The organism is Algoriphagus winogradskyi (genome assembly GCF_900182815.1).
GTDB lineage: Bacteria > Bacteroidota > Bacteroidia > Cytophagales > Cyclobacteriaceae > Algoriphagus > Algoriphagus winogradskyi.
Window position 1 is genome coordinate 142,091 of the sequence record NZ_FXUA01000001.1, and the last position, 16,660, is coordinate 158,750.

Here is a 16,660-nt window from a genome sequence, read left to right on the forward strand (position 1 = left end):
CAATTACTTTAGAACATAAATCGATCAAACATATGAAAAAACCCCTGTTAGGAATAAGCCTTTTACTATCAGTGACTTTTGCGGCAGAAGCGCAAAAGAAGAAAATTGATAAAAAATTCAATGAAACAGCTGCAATAGCTGACCTCACTTATTTAGCATCAGATGAATTGAAAGGAAGAGATCCAGCGGCACCAGAAATGGCAATGGCCTACAATTATATATCAATGCAGTTGCAAGATGCAGGCGCGCAACCAGTTCCAGGCGCAGATGGCTACTTTCAAAATATTCCTTTCATGATGTCTTCTCCTCCAAGTAAAGGTGAAATCAAATTGAAAGATTCGGTTTATTCCCAAGGTAAAAACATGCTTGTCATCAATGGTGATGCGATTTCCGGGAAATACGAGTTAGTGGACGTTGGTTTTGGACTTGCTGATGATTTGGAGGGGAAAGACCTGAAAGGCAAAATCCTACTGACCAATGTAGGCGCTCCAGATCGTATGAGTCCCGCTGATTTGTTTGCCTTAGGTAGCGAGAAAGCTAAACTTGCCGAAGCTGCTGGGGCGATTGGAGTCATTGAGCGCTTCAATATTCCATCTATTCCTTGGCCATTAATTGTCAACTACCTCAATCGAAGTCAGATGGTCATAGATAATGGCGAATCAAGCAAAATGCCATACATCTGGATCGAGGATGTGAAAAACACGCTTAAAAATCAATTGACTGCAGGAAAAGTTGAGGCAAATCTTTTAGTAGAAGGCAAGAATAACACTCCTGTGGAAGGTAAAAATGTACTCGCCTGGATTGAAGGATCAGACAAAACGCTGAAGGATGAATTCGTAATGCTATCTGCGCATTACGATCACGTTGGAATTGGAACACCAGATGCAAGTGGCGATTCCATCTACAACGGTACTCGTGATAATGCGGTAGGTACGGTAGCTGTGATGAATGCAGCTAAATTCTTTGCTAAAAACCCTCCAAAAAGATCTATCCTTTTAGCACTGTGGACTGCAGAGGAAAAAGGGCTTTTAGGCTCAGCATATTTTGCAGAAAACCCATTGATTCCTTTGGATAAAATCATTTACAATCTCAACATTGACGGTGCGGGCTACAATGATACCTCAGTAATTACAGTGATCGGATTGGGCAGAACTACCGCAGATGACTTAGTTTCTGAGGCTGTTGCAGATTTTGGTTTGAAAGCCATCGCAGATCCAGCTCCAGAGCAAGGACTTTACGACAGATCAGATAACGTAAATTTCGCCAAAGAAGGGATCCCTGCTCCTACTTTCAGCCTTGGGTTCACAGCTTTTGATGATGAGATCAACAAATACTATCACAAAGCTGGTGACCATGTAGATTCCATGGATTTGGATTATGTGACGCTTTATTGGAAATCATTTATCCTTGCTGCGCAAAATATCGCCAACGCCGAAAAGCAACCAGTGTGGGTTGCAGGTGATAAGTACGAGGAAGCAGGTAAAAAGCTTTATGGGGAAAAGTAAGTCCTTTTGCTTGTAAGTTGTAATTTCTGTAAGAGGTAAAAAGTGAGAGGTGGTAAGTTGGATCCTGATGGATTCAATTTACCGCCTCTTTTTATGGATTATAGACTGTTTTACGGTTCGTTCCTTTGGCACTCAGGAGAATCTTTGGATAATTTATAAACCCAGAATTTCATTCTGGGCTTTTAAAGATTGTGCCTTCAGCCCAATACTCATCATACTTTCCCAGTAATATCATTCCACTTTCAACTAATTCAGATTCCGAGAAATTGCCAAAGGCAATTACAATAAAAGCCCCGAATACAGCGAAGCGAAATTCGGGGTTTGGTCAAGAAATTAGATGCGCAAGAGTGCTAAAGGCACGATCGGTAAATAGAAAGTATATCCAAATTTAGATAAATAGCTCTTGGGGTTTTACGCTAATTTTGTATCAAAAAAAGGTTTCTACACGAATGATAAATTCTGAATGATCAAATTTGTTATTCCCTAAATCGAAAAAAAAATCTGATTTCAATGAATACAAAATTCTACCATTCTATTTTAAGATTTGATTCTGATTAAGGTTTATCACAAAAACGCGAGTATTTTCCTCATAAAAATCTCCGAATCCCAGAATTATTTCATCTTTCCAATTTTCAAAGTATTTGTTAGCCTGTTTTGACTTACTGAAATTTAAAAGCCTTAAGTAAATAAGTTTCTCACCTTCACCATTAATGAATCCGACATATTGTCTATTAAAGTTCCGGTATTGACGTTTTGTATCTGTTTCCTCGATTGCTTTTTTCCATTCATTAACCTCATCTTGAGTCAAGGGATATTTCTCACGAATAGCGGAAAACTTATCTTCCATATAATTCAACAAATTCCCATATAATATTTCTTCTGATTTTTCAACATCCTCAACTGAAGGCTCATAAAAGCCTCCCAAATTAAGCTGCAAATCTACCCTATCCTCTTCGGAAAAAATCACCCCGATTCCATTGTAAAAAGCAGGTAAACGCACGAGGTTTTGAGCTTGGCTACAAAAACTACCTACAAAAACAAATAAAAAAAACATCACATTTTTCATAAGCCTTTAAGCCCCCAACATTTGTCTGAAAATGAAATAGTTAAGAGTAGTTCATTTCAACATTAAAAAGCGTCTTTATTTCCCTAATTCTTGACTCTAGATTCTAAAGTCTTGCGTCTTGATACTTGAGTCTAATTTTATTTATCTACCCAAACAGCATCCCCGCAATCGTAGCCGTCATCAGGCAAGCAAGTGAAGCAGCAAGCAGCGATTTAAGTCCTAATCGGCTAATATTTGCTTGTTGATTTGGAGCGATGATGGCGATTCCACCTAACTGAATTGCTATAGAGCTAAAGTTAGAGAATCCGCACAGCGCATAAGTAGCGATAACTATTGACTTGGCGCTCAAGCTTCCCATTTCCTTCATTTCCGAAAGGCTGAGGTAAGCAACAAATTCATTGATCACAGTTTTTTGCCCTAGTAAACTCCCTACTTGAAGCGTATCTGCCCACTCTACTCCTATCACCCAAGCAAATACTCGGAAGACCTGGCCAAAAAGATATTCCAAAGAAAACCCCTGAAACTGGCCTCCAGTGGTTCTTACTACAAACTCATTTAATCCTGTAACATCACCTAAAATTCCCATCAACAAATAATTGACAGCTGCGATCACTGCGATAAATGCCAAAAGCATTGCTCCCACATTCAACGCAAGTTTAAGACCCTCAGAAGCGCCAATCGACATGGCATCAATCAAGTTTACACCCATCGCTTCTTCGTTTACCTCAAGCTTATCCTGCACTCTTTCCTTTTCTACCTCTGGAATAAACATCTTGGACATCACAATCGCCGCTGGAGCGTTCATGATACTTGCACCTAAAAGATAAGCTGCGAATCTACTTTGCTCCTCTAAGCTGTCACCGCCTAGAAAGGCCACATAACCAGCCAAAACTCCACCTGCAATAGTCGCCATTCCCCCTGTCATTAAGCACATCAATTCAGATTTACTCATTTGAGGGATAAATGGACGAACTAACAAAGGAGCTTCTGTTTGCCCTAGAAAGATATTTCCTGCAGCGGACAAACTTTCAGGTCCAGAAAGCCTCATAGTTCTAGCCATTACCCAAGCTATTCCGAAAACTACTTTCTGAAGTATTCCTAAGTAATACAATCCAGCAGAAACAGTGGAGAAGAAAATGATGGTGGGAAGAACCTGGAAAGCGAAAATGAAACCATAGCTATCTCCAGCTAAGTCCCCAAAAATAAATGCTGCCCCGTCACGACTAAAGCTTAGAAACTTTACAAACCCACGGCTAACCATCGCAAAAGCACTTTCCACAACAGGAACTTGGGTAATCAAAAAGCCAAAAACCAGTTGTAGCAAAATTCCGATTCCAACTAATCTCCAGTCGATTTTCTTTCTATTGCTTGAAAAAATAAAAGCCACCAAAACGATGACGGCCAGTCCAAAGACCCCTCTTAAGTAATCCATTCAGTAATTATTGCAGATAAGGCCTAAAAATAAGGAACACAGGATCATAAAACAATCCTGCATTACGAGGTTAAGCTATAAATTGAGAATTAGGGGAAAATAGTGAGCAGTGATCAGTCGCAGTTCACATTTCGCTACCTTTCAATATTAGAGAAATAAGTTGTTATGGGTACCTAATTTTGCTTAATGTCCGGCTTCTGGAGAAGCATAACAACTGTGCTCTTTGCGCAATCCGTTGCGAATACTGCAGTCAAAAAAAAAGCCCGAGCTAGCTCGGGCCATTATGGAATTAGTTTCTCTTGTTGATTTCATCCCGAATACGAGCAGCTCGCTCATAGTCCTCATTGTTTATCGCTTTATCAAGCATCTGGTTGAGCTTATCTAAGCTGAAATCTTTCAGTGAAGGCTCTTTTTTAGTTGCGAACTTTTGAGTGGAAGGTTTTGGCTCCTTTTTCTGGTCCTTACTTTCTACTTCATAATGCTCAACTGCCCCTTCGGACATAGCCTTTTCAGTACAAAATACAGGACTTCCAAATCGTATCGCAATCGCTATGGCATCAGAAGGTCTAGCATCTACATCTGTCTCAATTTTGTCTCCTTTACACTGTATCTTAGCATAATAGACACCTTCTTTCATGTCAGTTATTACGATCCTTTCAATATCGAAATTGAACCCAGATGCAAATGACTTAAATAAATCATGCGTCATGGGACGATTTGGAACAATCTTTTCGATTTCTAAGGCGATCGCCTGAGCTTCAAACATACCGATCACGATCGGCAAACGTCTTGCTCCACCAACTTCCCCTAACACCAAGGTAAATGACCCGGATTGGGAATGATTGGACGAAAGTCCTAAAATCTCAAGTTCTATGAGTTTTTCCACAAAAATTTATAATTCAGCTTTAAATGCTTCGTTTAATTTTGGCACAACCTCAAAAGCATCGCCTACGATTCCGTAATCCGCAGCTTTGAAAAAAGGAGCATCAGGATCCTTATTAATGACAACAATACACTTTGAAGAATTTACTCCTGCAAGATGTTGAATAGCTCCTGAAATTCCTATCGCTATGTACAAAGTTGGAGCGACTTTTACACCAGTTTGCCCTACGTGCTCATGGTGAGGTCTCCATTCCAAATCAGAAACAGGCTTCGAACAGGCAGTTGCTGCACCAAGAATCTTTGCCATTTCTTCTACCATTCCCCAGTTTTCTGGACCTTTCAAACCTCTACCTCCTGATACCACAATATCTGCTTCTGGAAGTAATACGTCGCCCGTAGCTCGTTCAGTAGATGTGATTTTAGAAGCAAAATCAGCGTCTTCCAGAGCCACATCAAAAGTCTCAACTTGAGCATCTGCTCCATCCTGTTTCAAATCAATTGCATTCTTCTTGATTGCAAGGATTTTATTTTCAGTCGTCACAGATGTTTCTGCAAAAGCCTTTCCTGTATAAATACTTCTTTTCACCACATATCCCCCATCAGTTTTTGGTAATTCTACCACGTTGGATACCAAGCCTGCTTTAAGTTTAATTGCAAGTCTTGCTGCAACAGCATCTCCCAGTGATGATTTAGCTAAGACCAAGGTTTTCGCTCCTATGAGATTGTAGGCCTGAGCTACTGCAGAAGCATGCGCCTGTATCACTCCAGCATCCAACTTACTTTCTGCACCGTGCATCACTTTAGCCGCACCAGCTTTACCTACTGCTGCAAGCTCTTCGTTACCGATGGTGCCAAGAGCTACTGCTACCACATCTCCTTCTCCAGTTTGTGCCGCTAAAGCATTGGCAAAAGAGACAGCCTCAAGACTCGTCTTTTTTACTTTTCCTTCAGCTTGTTCTATATATACTAAAATTGACATAATATCCTAATTTATAACAAGTTATTGGGTTTCATTAAAGCACTTTCGCTTCATTTTTCAAAAGCCTGACAAGCTCTGCTACATTGTCTTTATCGACCAATTTCACAGCTCCCTTGGCAGGTGGCAGCTCGTACTTGCTTGCTTCAGCTTGAGTCTCCTGAGATACTGGCTCCACTACATTCAAAGGCTTAGTTCTAGCAGACATGATCCCACGCATATTTGGGATTTTCCACTCTGCGATAGGCTCTTGACAGCCAGCAATCAGCGGAAGGCTTGCTTCCAACATTTCCTTACCACCTTCAATTTCTCTGGCCATTTTCACGGTAGAACCATCGACATCTAGTTTCATCACTGGCGAAAATGAAGGAATACCCAACAACTCTCCTACCATGCCATGAACCATTCCTCCGTTGAAATCAATGGATTCTCTGCCCATCAATATCAAATCATATGCTCCTTCTTTGGCGTAATGTGCAATTTGCTGCGCTACGAAATAAGAATCTTTCGGAGCAGAGTTTACTCTAATCGCTTCATCAGCCCCTATTGCTAAGGCTTTTCTTAAAGTCGGATCAGAATCCGCTTCTCCTACATTCAAAACTGTTAACTTTCCACTCGCTTGATCTCTCAATTCAACAGCACGAGCCAAGGCATAATCATCGTAAGGGCCAATAATATATTGAACTCCCGTAGAATCAAACTTGGTATTGTCGGCCGTAAACTGAATCTTGGAGGTAGTATCAGGTACGTGGGTGATACAAACAAGAATCTTCATTGGTTTAGAATTAGATTATTTTAGATTTATTTCTCGTGAAAATAACAGTAAGCACTTAATTAAAAAAACTATTGATGAGCAATCTGGACAGGATACAGTTACTAAGACAATTTACCGAAGAAGAACCTGAGAATCCATTCAACTGGTATGCTTTGGCAATTGAATTCCGTGAATCGAATCCGGAAGAAGCCCACAATCTCTTCGCAAAGTTACTTGCTGAACACCCAACTTACCTTGCTACTTACTTTCCGGCAGCTCATCTCTATGCAGAAATGGGTGATTTAGAGCAGTCTAAACTGATTTTTGAGAAAGGAATTGTGCTATCACGGGAGCAAAAAAATTTGAAGGCTCAGCAGGAATTGCAGAATGCTTACCAAAATTTTCTCTTTGAAAATGACTTGGATTAAGACTTATAAAAATTAAAAAATAGTACTAAAATCATCTTAAAAGTAAGCAATACTTAATTTGTTATTCTTAGTTTTATATGACCTATATCAAAAAAATAACCCCTCTATTCCATGATCACCCAACAAGAAATGCTGGCTCATTTTCTTCCAATTTTAGAAAAAAGCGGTAAGCGCTACAAAAAGAAGAGTTTGATTCGAGCTAAAAAAGCCAAACCGGGTCAGTTGGTAATTACCAAAACATCTGACGGGGAAGAAACTCGAAATATTGCTGGGGTGGGCGATTGGCTGGTGGAAAATCAAACAAGTGTCAATGAGCTGTATTTAGTAAAAGCAGAAACTTTTGAAAAAAAATACACTATAATACAAGCCTTAGAACAAGGATGGGGATGCTACCAGCCTAAAGGAGAAATCTTAGGCATAATAGTGAGTGAAGCGCATTTTAAAGATTTAGGAGTAAGCAAACCATTGAAGTTCCAGGCTCCTTGGAAGGACAGTATGATCGCAAAACCCGGCGATATGCTAGTAGTCCCACTTGATAAGGACGAAATCTATAGAATAGCCAAAAAGGAATTCGGCGAAACCTACGTGGAGATTTAAGGAATCAAAACGATTTTACCCATTTGCTTCCCATCTCGCATTCGATCAAAAGCCTCTTCAGCTTGATCAAACTTGAAAACCTGATCTATGATTGGTTGTATTTTTTTCTCGTTGACAAATGAAACCATATTCATAAAGTCCAGATCTGAACCCATCGTGGTTCCCATTATTTTGAGCTGGTTCCAAAAGATTTTTCGAGCTTCCAACTTAGTAGGATTGCCAAGAGTAGCTCCGTAAAAAACAATTTTCCCACCTGGTTTTGCAACTTGAATCAGATGATTTAACGTATCGCCTACAGCTCCATCTATGATCAAATCAAAGCCATCGGTATCTTCATTAGCTTTTGTTATCCAATTGTGATCCAAATAATTAAAGGTATTTGAAACACCCAAAGCTTTAGCTTTCTCTAGTTTCTCAGGACTGCTACTGCTTGTGGACACATTCGCGCCAAGAGCCATTCCAAACTGTACTGCAAACTGAGCTACTCCTCCACCAAACCCAGTAACCAATAAGTTCTCTCCGGGCTGAATCTCACCTTGGTAGGTAAGTGCCCTGAATGCTGTTAATCCTGCAAGTGGCAAAGCCGCGGCTTCTTCCCATGTCAAATGTGCTGGTTTGGAGTAAAGTCGATCTACGGGAACAATTATAGATTCAGCCAAAGTCCCATTTCTTGGCATACCCAAAATCTCAAAAGAAGCACTTTGGACCTTTTGATTATCACCCCAATTTAACGCTGGATTAATAATTACTTCTTTCTGTAAAAGCTCATAATCAACACCCTCTCCTATCTCACTCACTATTCCAGCTCCATCCGAACCTAGAATTACACCATCTCTTAGGTTTGGATATAAACCTTGCCTACACCATTCATCCCGGTGATTTAACGCAGCAGCTTTAATCAGCACCCGTGCTTCTCCCGGAAGCAAATTTCTGGTCTGAACTTCGGTCAGTAATAGTTTTGATGATTGAGAGCTATTTAGAGTTAGTGCTTTCATAGGATTATAATATGTTTTTAAGAGGTCAGACAGCCTGTCCCGATTTTTCTTCGGGAGAATCTCGCAATTATAACCACCCCAGTCTGTATGTCTTTCTCGTCGTACTCGATTTTATACGGTATTAAAATGCATCTTCTGAGTTATTTCTATTTAAAAGATCTTCACCATCATCACTGTTTGCCTTGCTTTGAAGCTTAATCGTATTCCCAGAGTCAAACTCAGAAATCCCACTTGATTGGGCAGCAAATGTAGGTCTGTAAACAGCATTTCCACCTTGTGGATCTTGCATATTACCAAACCCATCCAAATCCTGAAACTTAGTGTATCTACCGATAAACCTCAATCTTACTGTATCCAAAGAACCGTTTCTGTGCTTGGCGATAATTACTTCTCCAACTCCCTGAGTGGAATTCCCATCTTCATCCTCGGTGATCCCATAATATTCAGGACGGTAAAGGAACATAACCATATCGGCATCCTGCTCGATGGCTCCCGATTCCCTCAAATCCGAAAGCTGTGGTCTTTTATCTCCACCTCTGGTTTCCACCGCTCTGGATAGCTGTGAAAGTGCAATTACTGGAACCTCAAGCTCCTTAGCGATTTTCTTAAGGGCTCGGGAAATACTCGCAATTTCCTGCTCTCGGTTACCTCCTCCGCCACTTTTGGAGTCACCAGACATCAGTTGCAAGTAATCAATTACAATCATCTGAATATCGTGCTGAGCTTTTAGTTTTCTACATTTTGCACGAAGCTCAAGTATAGATAGCGCAGGCGTATCATCTACGAAAAGTGGCGCTTTGGAAAGCTTGGCAGTCTTGTGAACCAATTGTGCCCACTCATGGTCTGCAAGTGTTCCTTTTTTGATTTTTTCAGAGTCCAATTCAGCTTCAGATGAAATAAGACGATTCACCAACTGAACAGAGGACATCTCCAGGGAGAAAATAGCTACAGGGCGACTGTGATCCACGGCTGCATTTCTTAAAACTGAAAGTACAAAGGCCGTTTTACCCATCGCAGGTCGAGCTGCAATAATTACCAAATCTGATTTTTGCCAACCAGAAGTAACACGATCTAAGGCCGTCAAACCAGAAGGAACACCCGTCAGACCATCTTTTTGTCCTTTTCTGGCTTCCAGCTCTATAATCGCCTCGCGCATGATGGACTTCATGTCGGAGTAATTTTTCCGGATATTCTTTTCAGATATCTCAAAAAGATTTTGCTCCATTTTATCCAGTAACTCAAAAACATCCGTAGTCTCCTCGTAAGCATCTTTTTGAATATCAGAAGCGATCCGGATCATTTCACGCTTGATAGATTGCTCTGTGATAATCCTTGCGTGGTATTCAATATTGGCAGCAGAAGCTACTTTGGAGGTCAGTTCAGTCACATAAAAAGCGCCTCCGGCAATCTCCAAGGTGCCACTTTTGCGAAGCTGAGAAGTAACTGTTAGCAAATCTATAGGCTGGCTTTCTGTAAACAGATCGAGAATTGCCTGAAAAATAACCTGATGAGAGTCTTTGTAGAAACTCTCAACCTTCAAAATATCAATCACATTGGTCAACGCATCTTTCTCCAGCATCAGCGCACCAAGTACAGCCTCCTCAAGATCAATGGCTTGCGGCGGAACTTTCCCTAGCATAGAAGAATTTTGATGAGTTGGCTTATTTCTGGTGATACGGGGATTGCTGCTTTTCTCGGTCATAGAACAAATGTATTGTGAAAAAGGCAAGAGTTTTGAACAACTTCTGCCAGAGTTATCAACATTTAAACTCCTCAATAACCAAGCCTCGAAGAGAAAATCAACCTATTATTTATTCCAGAAATCCCGCCTCATTTCCGATTATTAGAGATTAATTCAGACTCTCAGGTAGTTGCATTCATTGGAATAATAAACCCAAAATCTGTTTAATTAACCCGTCAAAATTCAATAACCAAATAAAATCTTTTGAATTAGAATTGCTATGCCCCTAAGCTGCCAATAATTATTTTTAAGTTTGGAGTGTAATTCCCACTCCTTATTTTACCCAATGAATAAATATCACTTTATAGCCGTCGGTGGAGCAGTGATGCACAATCTAGCCTTAGCTCTGGTTCAAAAAGGCTATCAGGTCACTGGTTCAGATGATGAAATCTATGAACCTTCACGTACACGATTAGAAAAAGCCGGCATTTTACCTGCTGAATATGGCTGGTTTCCCGAGAAAATCACTGCTGATTTAGAGGGTATAATTTTAGGCATGCATGCTCGCATAGATAACCCTGAGCTAGTAAAAGCCCAAGAATTGGGAATTCCTGTATACTCTTTTCCAGAATTCATTTTCAATCAAAGCCAGAATAAAAAGCGGGTCATCGTAGCTGGCTCTCATGGAAAGACCTCTATTACTTCAGTGATTTTGCACGTACTGAAAAATCAAAATGTAGATTTTGATTACTTGGTAGGTGCCCAGATCGAAGGTTTTGATTTGATGGTGAAACTATCAGATGCACCAGTAATCATTATAGAAGGTGATGAATACCTTACTTCCCCCCTAGACCGAACGCCGAAGTTCTTCCATTACAAACATGACATTGCTTTGGTGAGCGGAATAGCCTGGGATCATTACAATGTGTTCCCTGACTTCAACGAGTATAAAGAGCAGTTTAGTAAATTGATGAATCTGACTCCTGATTCTGGGGAGTTAATTTATTGCGAAGCTGATCCTTTGGTGAAGGAAGCTGCTGAGAAAAGCACAATTTCAGCCAAGAAAACTCCTTATAAAGCTCATCCAGCAATTATCAAAGATGGAAAGACCTTTTTGCAAACAGATATTGGTTTAATTCCAATTTATATTTTTGGAGAGCACAATCTGCAAAACCTTCAAGGTGCTATGGATATTTGCCTAGCCTTGGGATTGACGAAGGAGGAGTTCTACGAAAGCATTCAGACTTTTAAAGGTGCGGCAAAACGTCAGGAACTATTGATGGAAACAGCTAACTCAAGTCTATTCCGGGACTTTGCCCATGCACCATCTAAATTGAAAGCAACCGTATCTGCCGTAAAAACTCAATTCCCTGAAAGAAGACTGATTGCTGTACAGGAATTACATACGTATTCCTCTCTGAACAAGGAGTTTTTGCCAAATTATGCCAAATCAATGGAAGCTGCTGATCTGGCAATTGTGTATCTTGATCCTCATGCTGTAGCTTTGAAAAAGCTAGAGTTGATGGATGAAAACACGTTAAGAGAAGGCTTCCAGCGATCAGATTTAAAATTATTTACAGATAGCAAAAGCCTGAAAGAATTCCTTTTGGCGCAAGACTATACAAATTCCAACCTACTTTTGATGAGTTCAGGATCCTACGACAAAATGGATCTGGAGCCGATTAAAGCTAAATTTAAATAACCATGCAGTTAAACCTGAAGAATTCCGTTGCATTTTTTGATCTGGAAGCTACTGGAATCAACATCTCTACAGACAGAATCGTGGAGATTTCCATTGTGAAAGTGAAGCCTGATGGAGGTCAGGAAATCTATACCAAAAAGATCAATCCTACTATTCCCATTCCTTTGGAATCCTCCCTCATCCATGGCATTTATGATAAGGATGTGAAGGATGAAAAAACTTTTAAGGATTTGGCTAGAGAGATCTATCAGTTCATCGGCCAGTCCGATTTGGCAGGCTTTAACGTCCTAAAATATGATATCCCGCTTCTGGTTGAAGAATTTCTGAGAGCTGGAATTGAGTTTGACTTAGATAAGAGAAACCTTCTGGATGCGCAGAAGATCTTTTTCATGATGGAAAAAAGAAATCTGACTGCAGCTTACAAATTCTACTGTGGCAGAACACTTGAAAATGCCCACAGTGCCGAAGCTGATACTTTGGCTACACTTGACGTATTCAAAGCCCAAATAGAGCGCTACGTAGGTGAGGAAATGGAAGATCTCCAAGGCAACAAATTGGGAGTCATCGAAAATGATATGAAGAAACTTCATGATCTCCTCAATGAGAAAATGGTAGATCTAGCCGGAAGATTTGTATTCAATAACGAGGGTGTGGAAGTTTTCAACTTCGGCAAGCAAAAAGGAACTCCGGTAACCCAAGTCCTGAAAGATGAGCCGGGATATTACGATTGGATGATGCGCGGTGATTTCCCACTGGATACGAAACGAAAACTTACTCAGATCAAACTGAGAGGATTTAACCAATAACAAAAAACCCGGAGGTGACTCCGGGTTTTTTGTTACTTTGAATAGATCGTTTTCAATTTGATAGATTGGTCTATAAACTCATCGTAAGTCAATCCTAAATCAGCTAATGCAAGATCTCCATTGCAATTGTAAATTGCAGGTGGACTCGCGCTCAAATTATCCTGAAGCAGGATATAGACCGAAGAACTATATTTCATTAATTCTACCGCGTAATAGCCTCCAGGTTGCACTTCTGCCTTAGCTACAAATTGGTCGAGCCAGACAAAATCAGCTTTGTCACTATTGTCACAAGCAAAAAGAATTTCATCCAACGAGTACTCTACACGGGTAAGTTTTTCTTCCTCACATCCTGCTAATACAAAGGTCAGCCCACAAAAAACAAGGACCGGCTTATTCATCTTTATATAGTTTAAATTGACTTAACTACTCTATTAAATTGAGGTAACCTAAAAAAAAAAAACGGACCTAAGCCCGTTTTTAAATCAAAATATCTCTTGAGTCTACTCTTTGTAAAACTTCAATGCCTCAGGCATATGTTTATTGAGCTTGTCAATTCTTGTCTGTGATGCTGGGTGAGTAGATAGAAACTCAGGTGGAGCTTGACCATTTTCATTGGCTAGCATTCGCTCCCAGAAGATCGGTGCCTCACGGGGATCGTATCCAGCGATAGCCATAAAAGTCAATCCTAATTCATCAGCTTCTAGCTCATGTTTTCTTGAGAAACTTAACATCCCCAATTCACCGCCAATTCCTACAGACTGTAGAAAAATCGCTTGAGTCATTGAAGGATTTTGCCCAATTGCACTTGACAACACACTCACGCCTAAATTAGCAACCATACCATTAGACATACGCTCTGCTGAGTGAGATGCCACTGCATGAGCAATTTCATGCCCCATCACAACTGCAATACCTGTTTCAGATTGAGTTAGCGGCATTATTCCCGTGTAAAATGCTACTTTACCTCCTGGCATACACCACGCATTAACTTGATCACTTTGGAGCAAATTAAATTCCCATTCGAATGAGTTTGCTAGCTCTTGATAACCTTGGGAAGCTAAGTAGCTTTCCACTGCCTCTGCCATACGCTTCCCCACTTTGAGAACTTTTTGCCCGTCAGCAGTATTCGTAACGACTTTATCTTCTTTTAATACCTGATCGTATTGTTCATCTACTAGTGGTTGGATCTCTTCGTTTGAAACCAATGCAAGTTGATTCCTACCTGTTAAAGGCACTTTTGCACAGGAATAGAGTATTAATCCAGCGCAAAAAACTATTGCTATTTTTTTCATGGTGGTTGTTTTTTTCTTCTCTAGATTCAAATTAAATACCAGAAAACAATTTTCACTACTTTAAGCTTTCGATTAAAGAAATATGAACGACAAAGAAACCCATTCTTCATTAAAGCCCGCTGCTTTAGCCTATCAAAAAAAAATGAACAATCCATTTTATTTCTGGTTTGGCATGTTGATTAAACTGCCGTCAGCGATTTTTTGGAAGTTTCGGATAAAGGAATTGGATGCAGAAAAGTGCACTGTAACCATCCCCTATACATGGAGAACACAGAATCCTTTTAACTCTATTTACTTTGCTGCAATGGCCGGGGCAGCAGAATTAAGTACCGGTGCATTATGTCAATTGGCAATCAGCGGGTTGGGAAAATATTCCATGCTTGTGGTAGATTTTAAAGCTGAATACTTTAAAAAAGCGAATCAAAAAATCACATTTACATGTGAACAAGGACAAGAATTATTCGCTCTTCTTGCCTCTTTAAAGCCAGAAGATACGGGAAAGTTGACAATGATATCTTCCGGTAAAAATCCACAAGGGGAAGAAGTAGCGAAATTTTATGTGACTTGGTCATTTAAGAGAAAATCTTAATTATGAAGAGCCCACAGACAATGTCTTCGGATTCTAGGTGACTTAATTCCCCTCAAAAGAAAGATTAATTATTCCAGCGGCTTTCTCTATCAATAAACTCACTAAGTGTAGCATAAACGCGGTCTTTGCTCCAGTCCAGAAATTCATGATAGGCATTTCCTTCATTGAATCGAATGATAATTCTATCCCACTGTGATCGCTCAAGCTGATATTTCACCATGAGATTTTGACGAATTGAATCTGATTCAACTACAGCATAATATCCGGCTCTCCTCCGCATCCACTCTTGTTTTTTCTGATATTCACGTTCTTGTCTTGCCCGTTTGGTCAATGAGGACAAAACCCCGGCAATTGCAACTCCTCCATTCGGAGAATTAAGATATCCTGCACTTATTCCACCCTTTGTAGAAGGGGCTTTCTCCTCATCAGGATCAATAAGAGTTAATTTCCCATCCTTGAACCTAAAAGCATAAGGTTCAGATTTCACCTCAAAAGTAGGGAGAAACCGTGCCCTGTCCTGAATTTGAAGTATTAAAAAGGTTTCTTCACCCAAAGGAAAACTTTGGTCAATAAATCCAGGGAAGGAGATTTTCAAAGTATCACCAATGTTTCCTTTCACGGAGAAGTATCCACGTATATTGGTTATAGATGAGCTTTGAGTGCCTAGCACTTCAACTTTCACTCCTTCTAAATATGTTTTATCTGTTGCATCCAGCACATTTCCCGAATAAGTTCTCTGCGCGAGAATAGCTGGGAGGAAGGCAAAATATAAAACGACTAGGAATCTGAATTTCATAAAGGCCAAAAATAAGAAGGCTTTTGGTAGCTAATGAATATATGGAAGTTAAAGAAGCTTAAGAGTAAAATCAAAAATTACTGGAAAAGTGCATCTACACATTCTTTGCTCTATTCTATTTAATTTCGCCAAATGAATTTCAAGCTTACACGATTTGCCCCTACTCCCAGTGGATATTTGCATCTGGGAAATCTTTATTCGTTTTTGGTGACAAAAGCCTTGGCTGAAGAAACCGGAGCTAAGATTCTTCTAAGAATTGATGACCTGGATCGAGAGCGATATAGAACCGAGTACGTTCAGGATATTTTTGACACGCTGGATTTCATGGAAATCAGCTATGATGTGGGGCCAAAAACCGTTCAGGAATTTGAGCAAGAGTGGTCTCAGATTCATAGAATGAACAATTACTTAGAAGCGTTGGATAAGATCCGTGAAAGAAAATTGGTCTTTGCCTGTGACTGTACCCGTAAGAAGATTCAACAACTAGATTCTTCCGGTTATTATTTAGGTCATTGCCAAGTCCGAAATATACCATTGGAGCGAGCTGAAACTTGCTGGAGAATGGATACTTTCGATACCGATTTTATCAAAATCAAAACCTATTTCGAAGGGGATAAATCCTATGTACTTCCGGAAGATTCAGCCTTTTTTATTGTAAGAAAGAAAGACAAACTTCCATCATATCAATTAACTTCTGTGGTTGATGATGTGACTTATGGAGTGGATCTGATCGTAAGAGGAAATGATTTGCTAGGCTCGACTTTAGACCAACAAATAGTTGCCAACGGACTCGATCTCACCTCCTTTCAGGAAGCAATCTTTCACCATCACCAACTTTTGAAAGGACCTAAAAAGAAAAAGCTCTCCAAATCAGAAGGCGCCACTTCGATTCAGTTTCTAAGGAAAGAAGGAAAAAAGCCATCTGATATATACCAGATTTTAGGTGAGATGATAGGCTCCCAAGAACCTTGGATTGATTTTGAATCATTCAAAAAACATTTAGTAATCTAGACAGATTGATAAAAAAGAAAGCCGAAGATGTCTTCGGCTTTCTTATTGACTAATCGAATTAATTACATCAAGAGTAAAGTGATAAAAGCACTGCAGAATTCTAAACTGAACTAGTGAATCTACTTCGGGCTTCCATCATCTGTGTTCC

The 16,660-nt window shown here is 40.0% G+C and carries 17 protein-coding genes; 7 read left to right on the forward strand and 10 right to left on the reverse strand.

The features are described 5' to 3' along the window. Positions 1-32: 32 nt before the first annotated feature. On the forward strand, positions 33-1,505 hold the full coding sequence (locus tag QOL76_RS00630; RefSeq protein ID WP_283411082.1) for a M28 family peptidase: 1,473 nt from the start codon (positions 33-35) through the stop codon (positions 1,503-1,505). A gap of 532 nt (positions 1,506-2,037) precedes the next feature. Here the strand turns inward: QOL76_RS00630 and QOL76_RS00635 are convergent. From QOL76_RS00635 to QOL76_RS00655, 5 genes are all read right to left on the reverse strand, one after another. Continuing rightward, the gene (locus QOL76_RS00635) at positions 2,038-2,571 is read right to left on the reverse strand and encodes a hypothetical protein (RefSeq protein ID WP_283411083.1); all 534 of its coding nucleotides are present in this window, start codon (positions 2,569-2,571) and stop codon (positions 2,038-2,040) included. Positions 2,572-2,716: 145 nt separating this feature from the next. Then, positions 2,717-4,003, reverse strand: a complete 1,287-nt coding sequence (locus QOL76_RS00640; RefSeq protein WP_283411084.1) for a NupC/NupG family nucleoside CNT transporter — start codon at positions 4,001-4,003, stop codon at positions 2,717-2,719. A gap of 289 nt (positions 4,004-4,292) precedes the next feature. Further along, complete coding sequence (locus QOL76_RS00645; protein WP_283411085.1) at positions 4,293-4,889, reverse strand: bifunctional nuclease family protein; 597 nt, start codon at positions 4,887-4,889, stop codon at positions 4,293-4,295. A 6-nt stretch (positions 4,890-4,895) separates the two neighbouring features. Beyond that, positions 4,896-5,864 carry an electron transfer flavoprotein subunit alpha/FixB family protein gene (locus tag QOL76_RS00650; RefSeq protein WP_283411086.1) on the reverse strand — a complete coding sequence of 323 codons (969 nt, stop codon included), beginning with the start codon at positions 5,862-5,864 and terminating at the stop codon, positions 4,896-4,898. Positions 5,865-5,898: 34 nt separating this feature from the next. Beyond that, complete coding sequence (locus QOL76_RS00655; RefSeq protein WP_283411087.1) at positions 5,899-6,636, reverse strand: electron transfer flavoprotein subunit beta/FixA family protein; 738 nt, start codon at positions 6,634-6,636, stop codon at positions 5,899-5,901. 74 nt (positions 6,637-6,710) lie between these two features. Here QOL76_RS00655 and QOL76_RS00660 point away from each other — a divergent pair, with 74 nt between their 5' ends. Together QOL76_RS00660 and QOL76_RS00665 are read left to right on the forward strand one after the other, a co-directional pair. Further along, positions 6,711-7,043 (forward strand): tetratricopeptide repeat protein, encoded by a 333-nt coding sequence (locus tag QOL76_RS00660; protein WP_283411088.1) that lies wholly within the window; start codon positions 6,711-6,713, stop codon positions 7,041-7,043. A 111-nt stretch (positions 7,044-7,154) separates the two neighbouring features. After that, entirely contained in the window at positions 7,155-7,640 is a 486-nt protein-coding gene (locus QOL76_RS00665) for a hypothetical protein (protein ID WP_283411089.1), read from the forward strand. On the opposite strand, the gene QOL76_RS00670 is transcribed toward QOL76_RS00665, so the two are convergent. Both QOL76_RS00670 and dnaB read right to left on the reverse strand, forming a co-directional pair. After that, positions 7,637-8,635 (reverse strand): zinc-binding dehydrogenase, encoded by a 999-nt coding sequence (locus QOL76_RS00670; RefSeq protein ID WP_283411090.1) that lies wholly within the window; start codon positions 8,633-8,635, stop codon positions 7,637-7,639. The genes QOL76_RS00665 and QOL76_RS00670 overlap by 4 nt on opposite strands. Positions 8,636-8,756: 121 nt before the next feature. Next, the gene (dnaB, locus tag QOL76_RS00675; protein WP_283411091.1) at positions 8,757-10,337 is read right to left on the reverse strand and encodes a replicative DNA helicase; all 1,581 of its coding nucleotides are present in this window, start codon (positions 10,335-10,337) and stop codon (positions 8,757-8,759) included. Between the two features lie 325 nt (positions 10,338-10,662). On the opposite strand from dnaB, the gene QOL76_RS00680 reads away from it, so the two are divergent. Continuing rightward, a complete protein-coding gene (locus QOL76_RS00680) occupies positions 10,663-12,018 on the forward strand; it encodes a UDP-N-acetylmuramate--L-alanine ligase (RefSeq protein WP_283411092.1) in 1,356 nt (451 codons plus the stop codon). A 2-nt stretch (positions 12,019-12,020) separates the two neighbouring features. Further along, positions 12,021-12,824 carry a 3'-5' exonuclease gene (locus QOL76_RS00685; RefSeq protein WP_283411093.1) on the forward strand — a complete coding sequence of 268 codons (804 nt, stop codon included), beginning with the start codon at positions 12,021-12,023 and terminating at the stop codon, positions 12,822-12,824. Between the two features lie 32 nt (positions 12,825-12,856). On the opposite strand, the gene QOL76_RS00690 is transcribed toward QOL76_RS00685, so the two are convergent. Both QOL76_RS00690 and QOL76_RS00695 read right to left on the reverse strand, forming a co-directional pair. After that, positions 12,857-13,222 carry a hypothetical protein gene (locus QOL76_RS00690; RefSeq protein ID WP_283411094.1) on the reverse strand — a complete coding sequence of 122 codons (366 nt, stop codon included), beginning with the start codon at positions 13,220-13,222 and terminating at the stop codon, positions 12,857-12,859. 102 nt (positions 13,223-13,324) lie between these two features. Next, on the reverse strand, positions 13,325-14,116 hold the full coding sequence (locus QOL76_RS00695; RefSeq protein WP_283411095.1) for a M48 family metallopeptidase: 792 nt from the start codon (positions 14,114-14,116) through the stop codon (positions 13,325-13,327). Positions 14,117-14,198: 82 nt separating this feature from the next. Between QOL76_RS00695 and QOL76_RS00700 the strand changes: the two genes are divergently transcribed. Next, the gene (locus QOL76_RS00700) at positions 14,199-14,705 is read left to right on the forward strand and encodes a DUF4442 domain-containing protein (RefSeq protein ID WP_283411096.1); all 507 of its coding nucleotides are present in this window, start codon (positions 14,199-14,201) and stop codon (positions 14,703-14,705) included. Between the two features lie 64 nt (positions 14,706-14,769). On the opposite strand, the gene QOL76_RS00705 is transcribed toward QOL76_RS00700, so the two are convergent. Continuing rightward, positions 14,770-15,501, reverse strand: coding sequence for a carboxypeptidase-like regulatory domain-containing protein (locus QOL76_RS00705; protein WP_283411097.1), 732 nt, complete (start codon positions 15,499-15,501; stop codon positions 14,770-14,772). A 132-nt stretch (positions 15,502-15,633) separates the two neighbouring features. Between QOL76_RS00705 and QOL76_RS00710 the strand changes: the two genes are divergently transcribed. Continuing rightward, positions 15,634-16,512, forward strand: a complete 879-nt coding sequence (locus QOL76_RS00710; RefSeq protein ID WP_283411098.1) for a glutamate--tRNA ligase family protein — start codon at positions 15,634-15,636, stop codon at positions 16,510-16,512. Positions 16,513-16,660 lie beyond the last annotated feature (148 nt).

Bases quoted from the DNA above. Each gene is read 5' to 3' on its own strand.
- QOL76_RS00650 (WP_283411086.1), bottom strand. From the start codon at position 5,864: ATGTCAATTTTAGTATATATAGAACAAGCTGAAGGAAAAGTAAAAAAG.
- QOL76_RS00695 (WP_283411095.1), bottom strand. From the start codon at position 14,116: ATGAAAAAAATAGCAATAGTTTTTTGCGCTGGATTAATACTCTATTCC.
- QOL76_RS00640 (WP_283411084.1), bottom strand. From the start codon at position 4,003: ATGGATTACTTAAGAGGGGTCTTTGGACTGGCCGTCATCGTTTTGGTG.
- QOL76_RS00660 (WP_283411088.1), top strand. From the start codon at position 6,711: ATGAGCAATCTGGACAGGATACAGTTACTAAGACAATTTACCGAAGAA.
- QOL76_RS00710 (WP_283411098.1), top strand. From the start codon at position 15,634: ATGAATTTCAAGCTTACACGATTTGCCCCTACTCCCAGTGGATATTTG.
- QOL76_RS00685 (WP_283411093.1), top strand. From the start codon at position 12,021: ATGCAGTTAAACCTGAAGAATTCCGTTGCATTTTTTGATCTGGAAGCT.
- QOL76_RS00630 (WP_283411082.1), top strand. From the start codon at position 33: ATGAAAAAACCCCTGTTAGGAATAAGCCTTTTACTATCAGTGACTTTT.
- dnaB (WP_283411091.1), bottom strand. From the start codon at position 10,337: ATGACCGAGAAAAGCAGCAATCCCCGTATCACCAGAAATAAGCCAACT.
- QOL76_RS00690 (WP_283411094.1), bottom strand. From the start codon at position 13,222: ATGAATAAGCCGGTCCTTGTTTTTTGTGGGCTGACCTTTGTATTAGCA.
- QOL76_RS00670 (WP_283411090.1), bottom strand. From the start codon at position 8,635: ATGAAAGCACTAACTCTAAATAGCTCTCAATCATCAAAACTATTACTG.
- QOL76_RS00680 (WP_283411092.1), top strand. From the start codon at position 10,663: ATGAATAAATATCACTTTATAGCCGTCGGTGGAGCAGTGATGCACAAT.
- QOL76_RS00700 (WP_283411096.1), top strand. From the start codon at position 14,199: ATGAACGACAAAGAAACCCATTCTTCATTAAAGCCCGCTGCTTTAGCC.
- QOL76_RS00655 (WP_283411087.1), bottom strand. From the start codon at position 6,636: ATGAAGATTCTTGTTTGTATCACCCACGTACCTGATACTACCTCCAAG.
- QOL76_RS00665 (WP_283411089.1), top strand. From the start codon at position 7,155: ATGATCACCCAACAAGAAATGCTGGCTCATTTTCTTCCAATTTTAGAA.
- QOL76_RS00635 (WP_283411083.1), bottom strand. From the start codon at position 2,571: ATGAAAAATGTGATGTTTTTTTTATTTGTTTTTGTAGGTAGTTTTTGT.
- QOL76_RS00705 (WP_283411097.1), bottom strand. From the start codon at position 15,501: ATGAAATTCAGATTCCTAGTCGTTTTATATTTTGCCTTCCTCCCAGCT.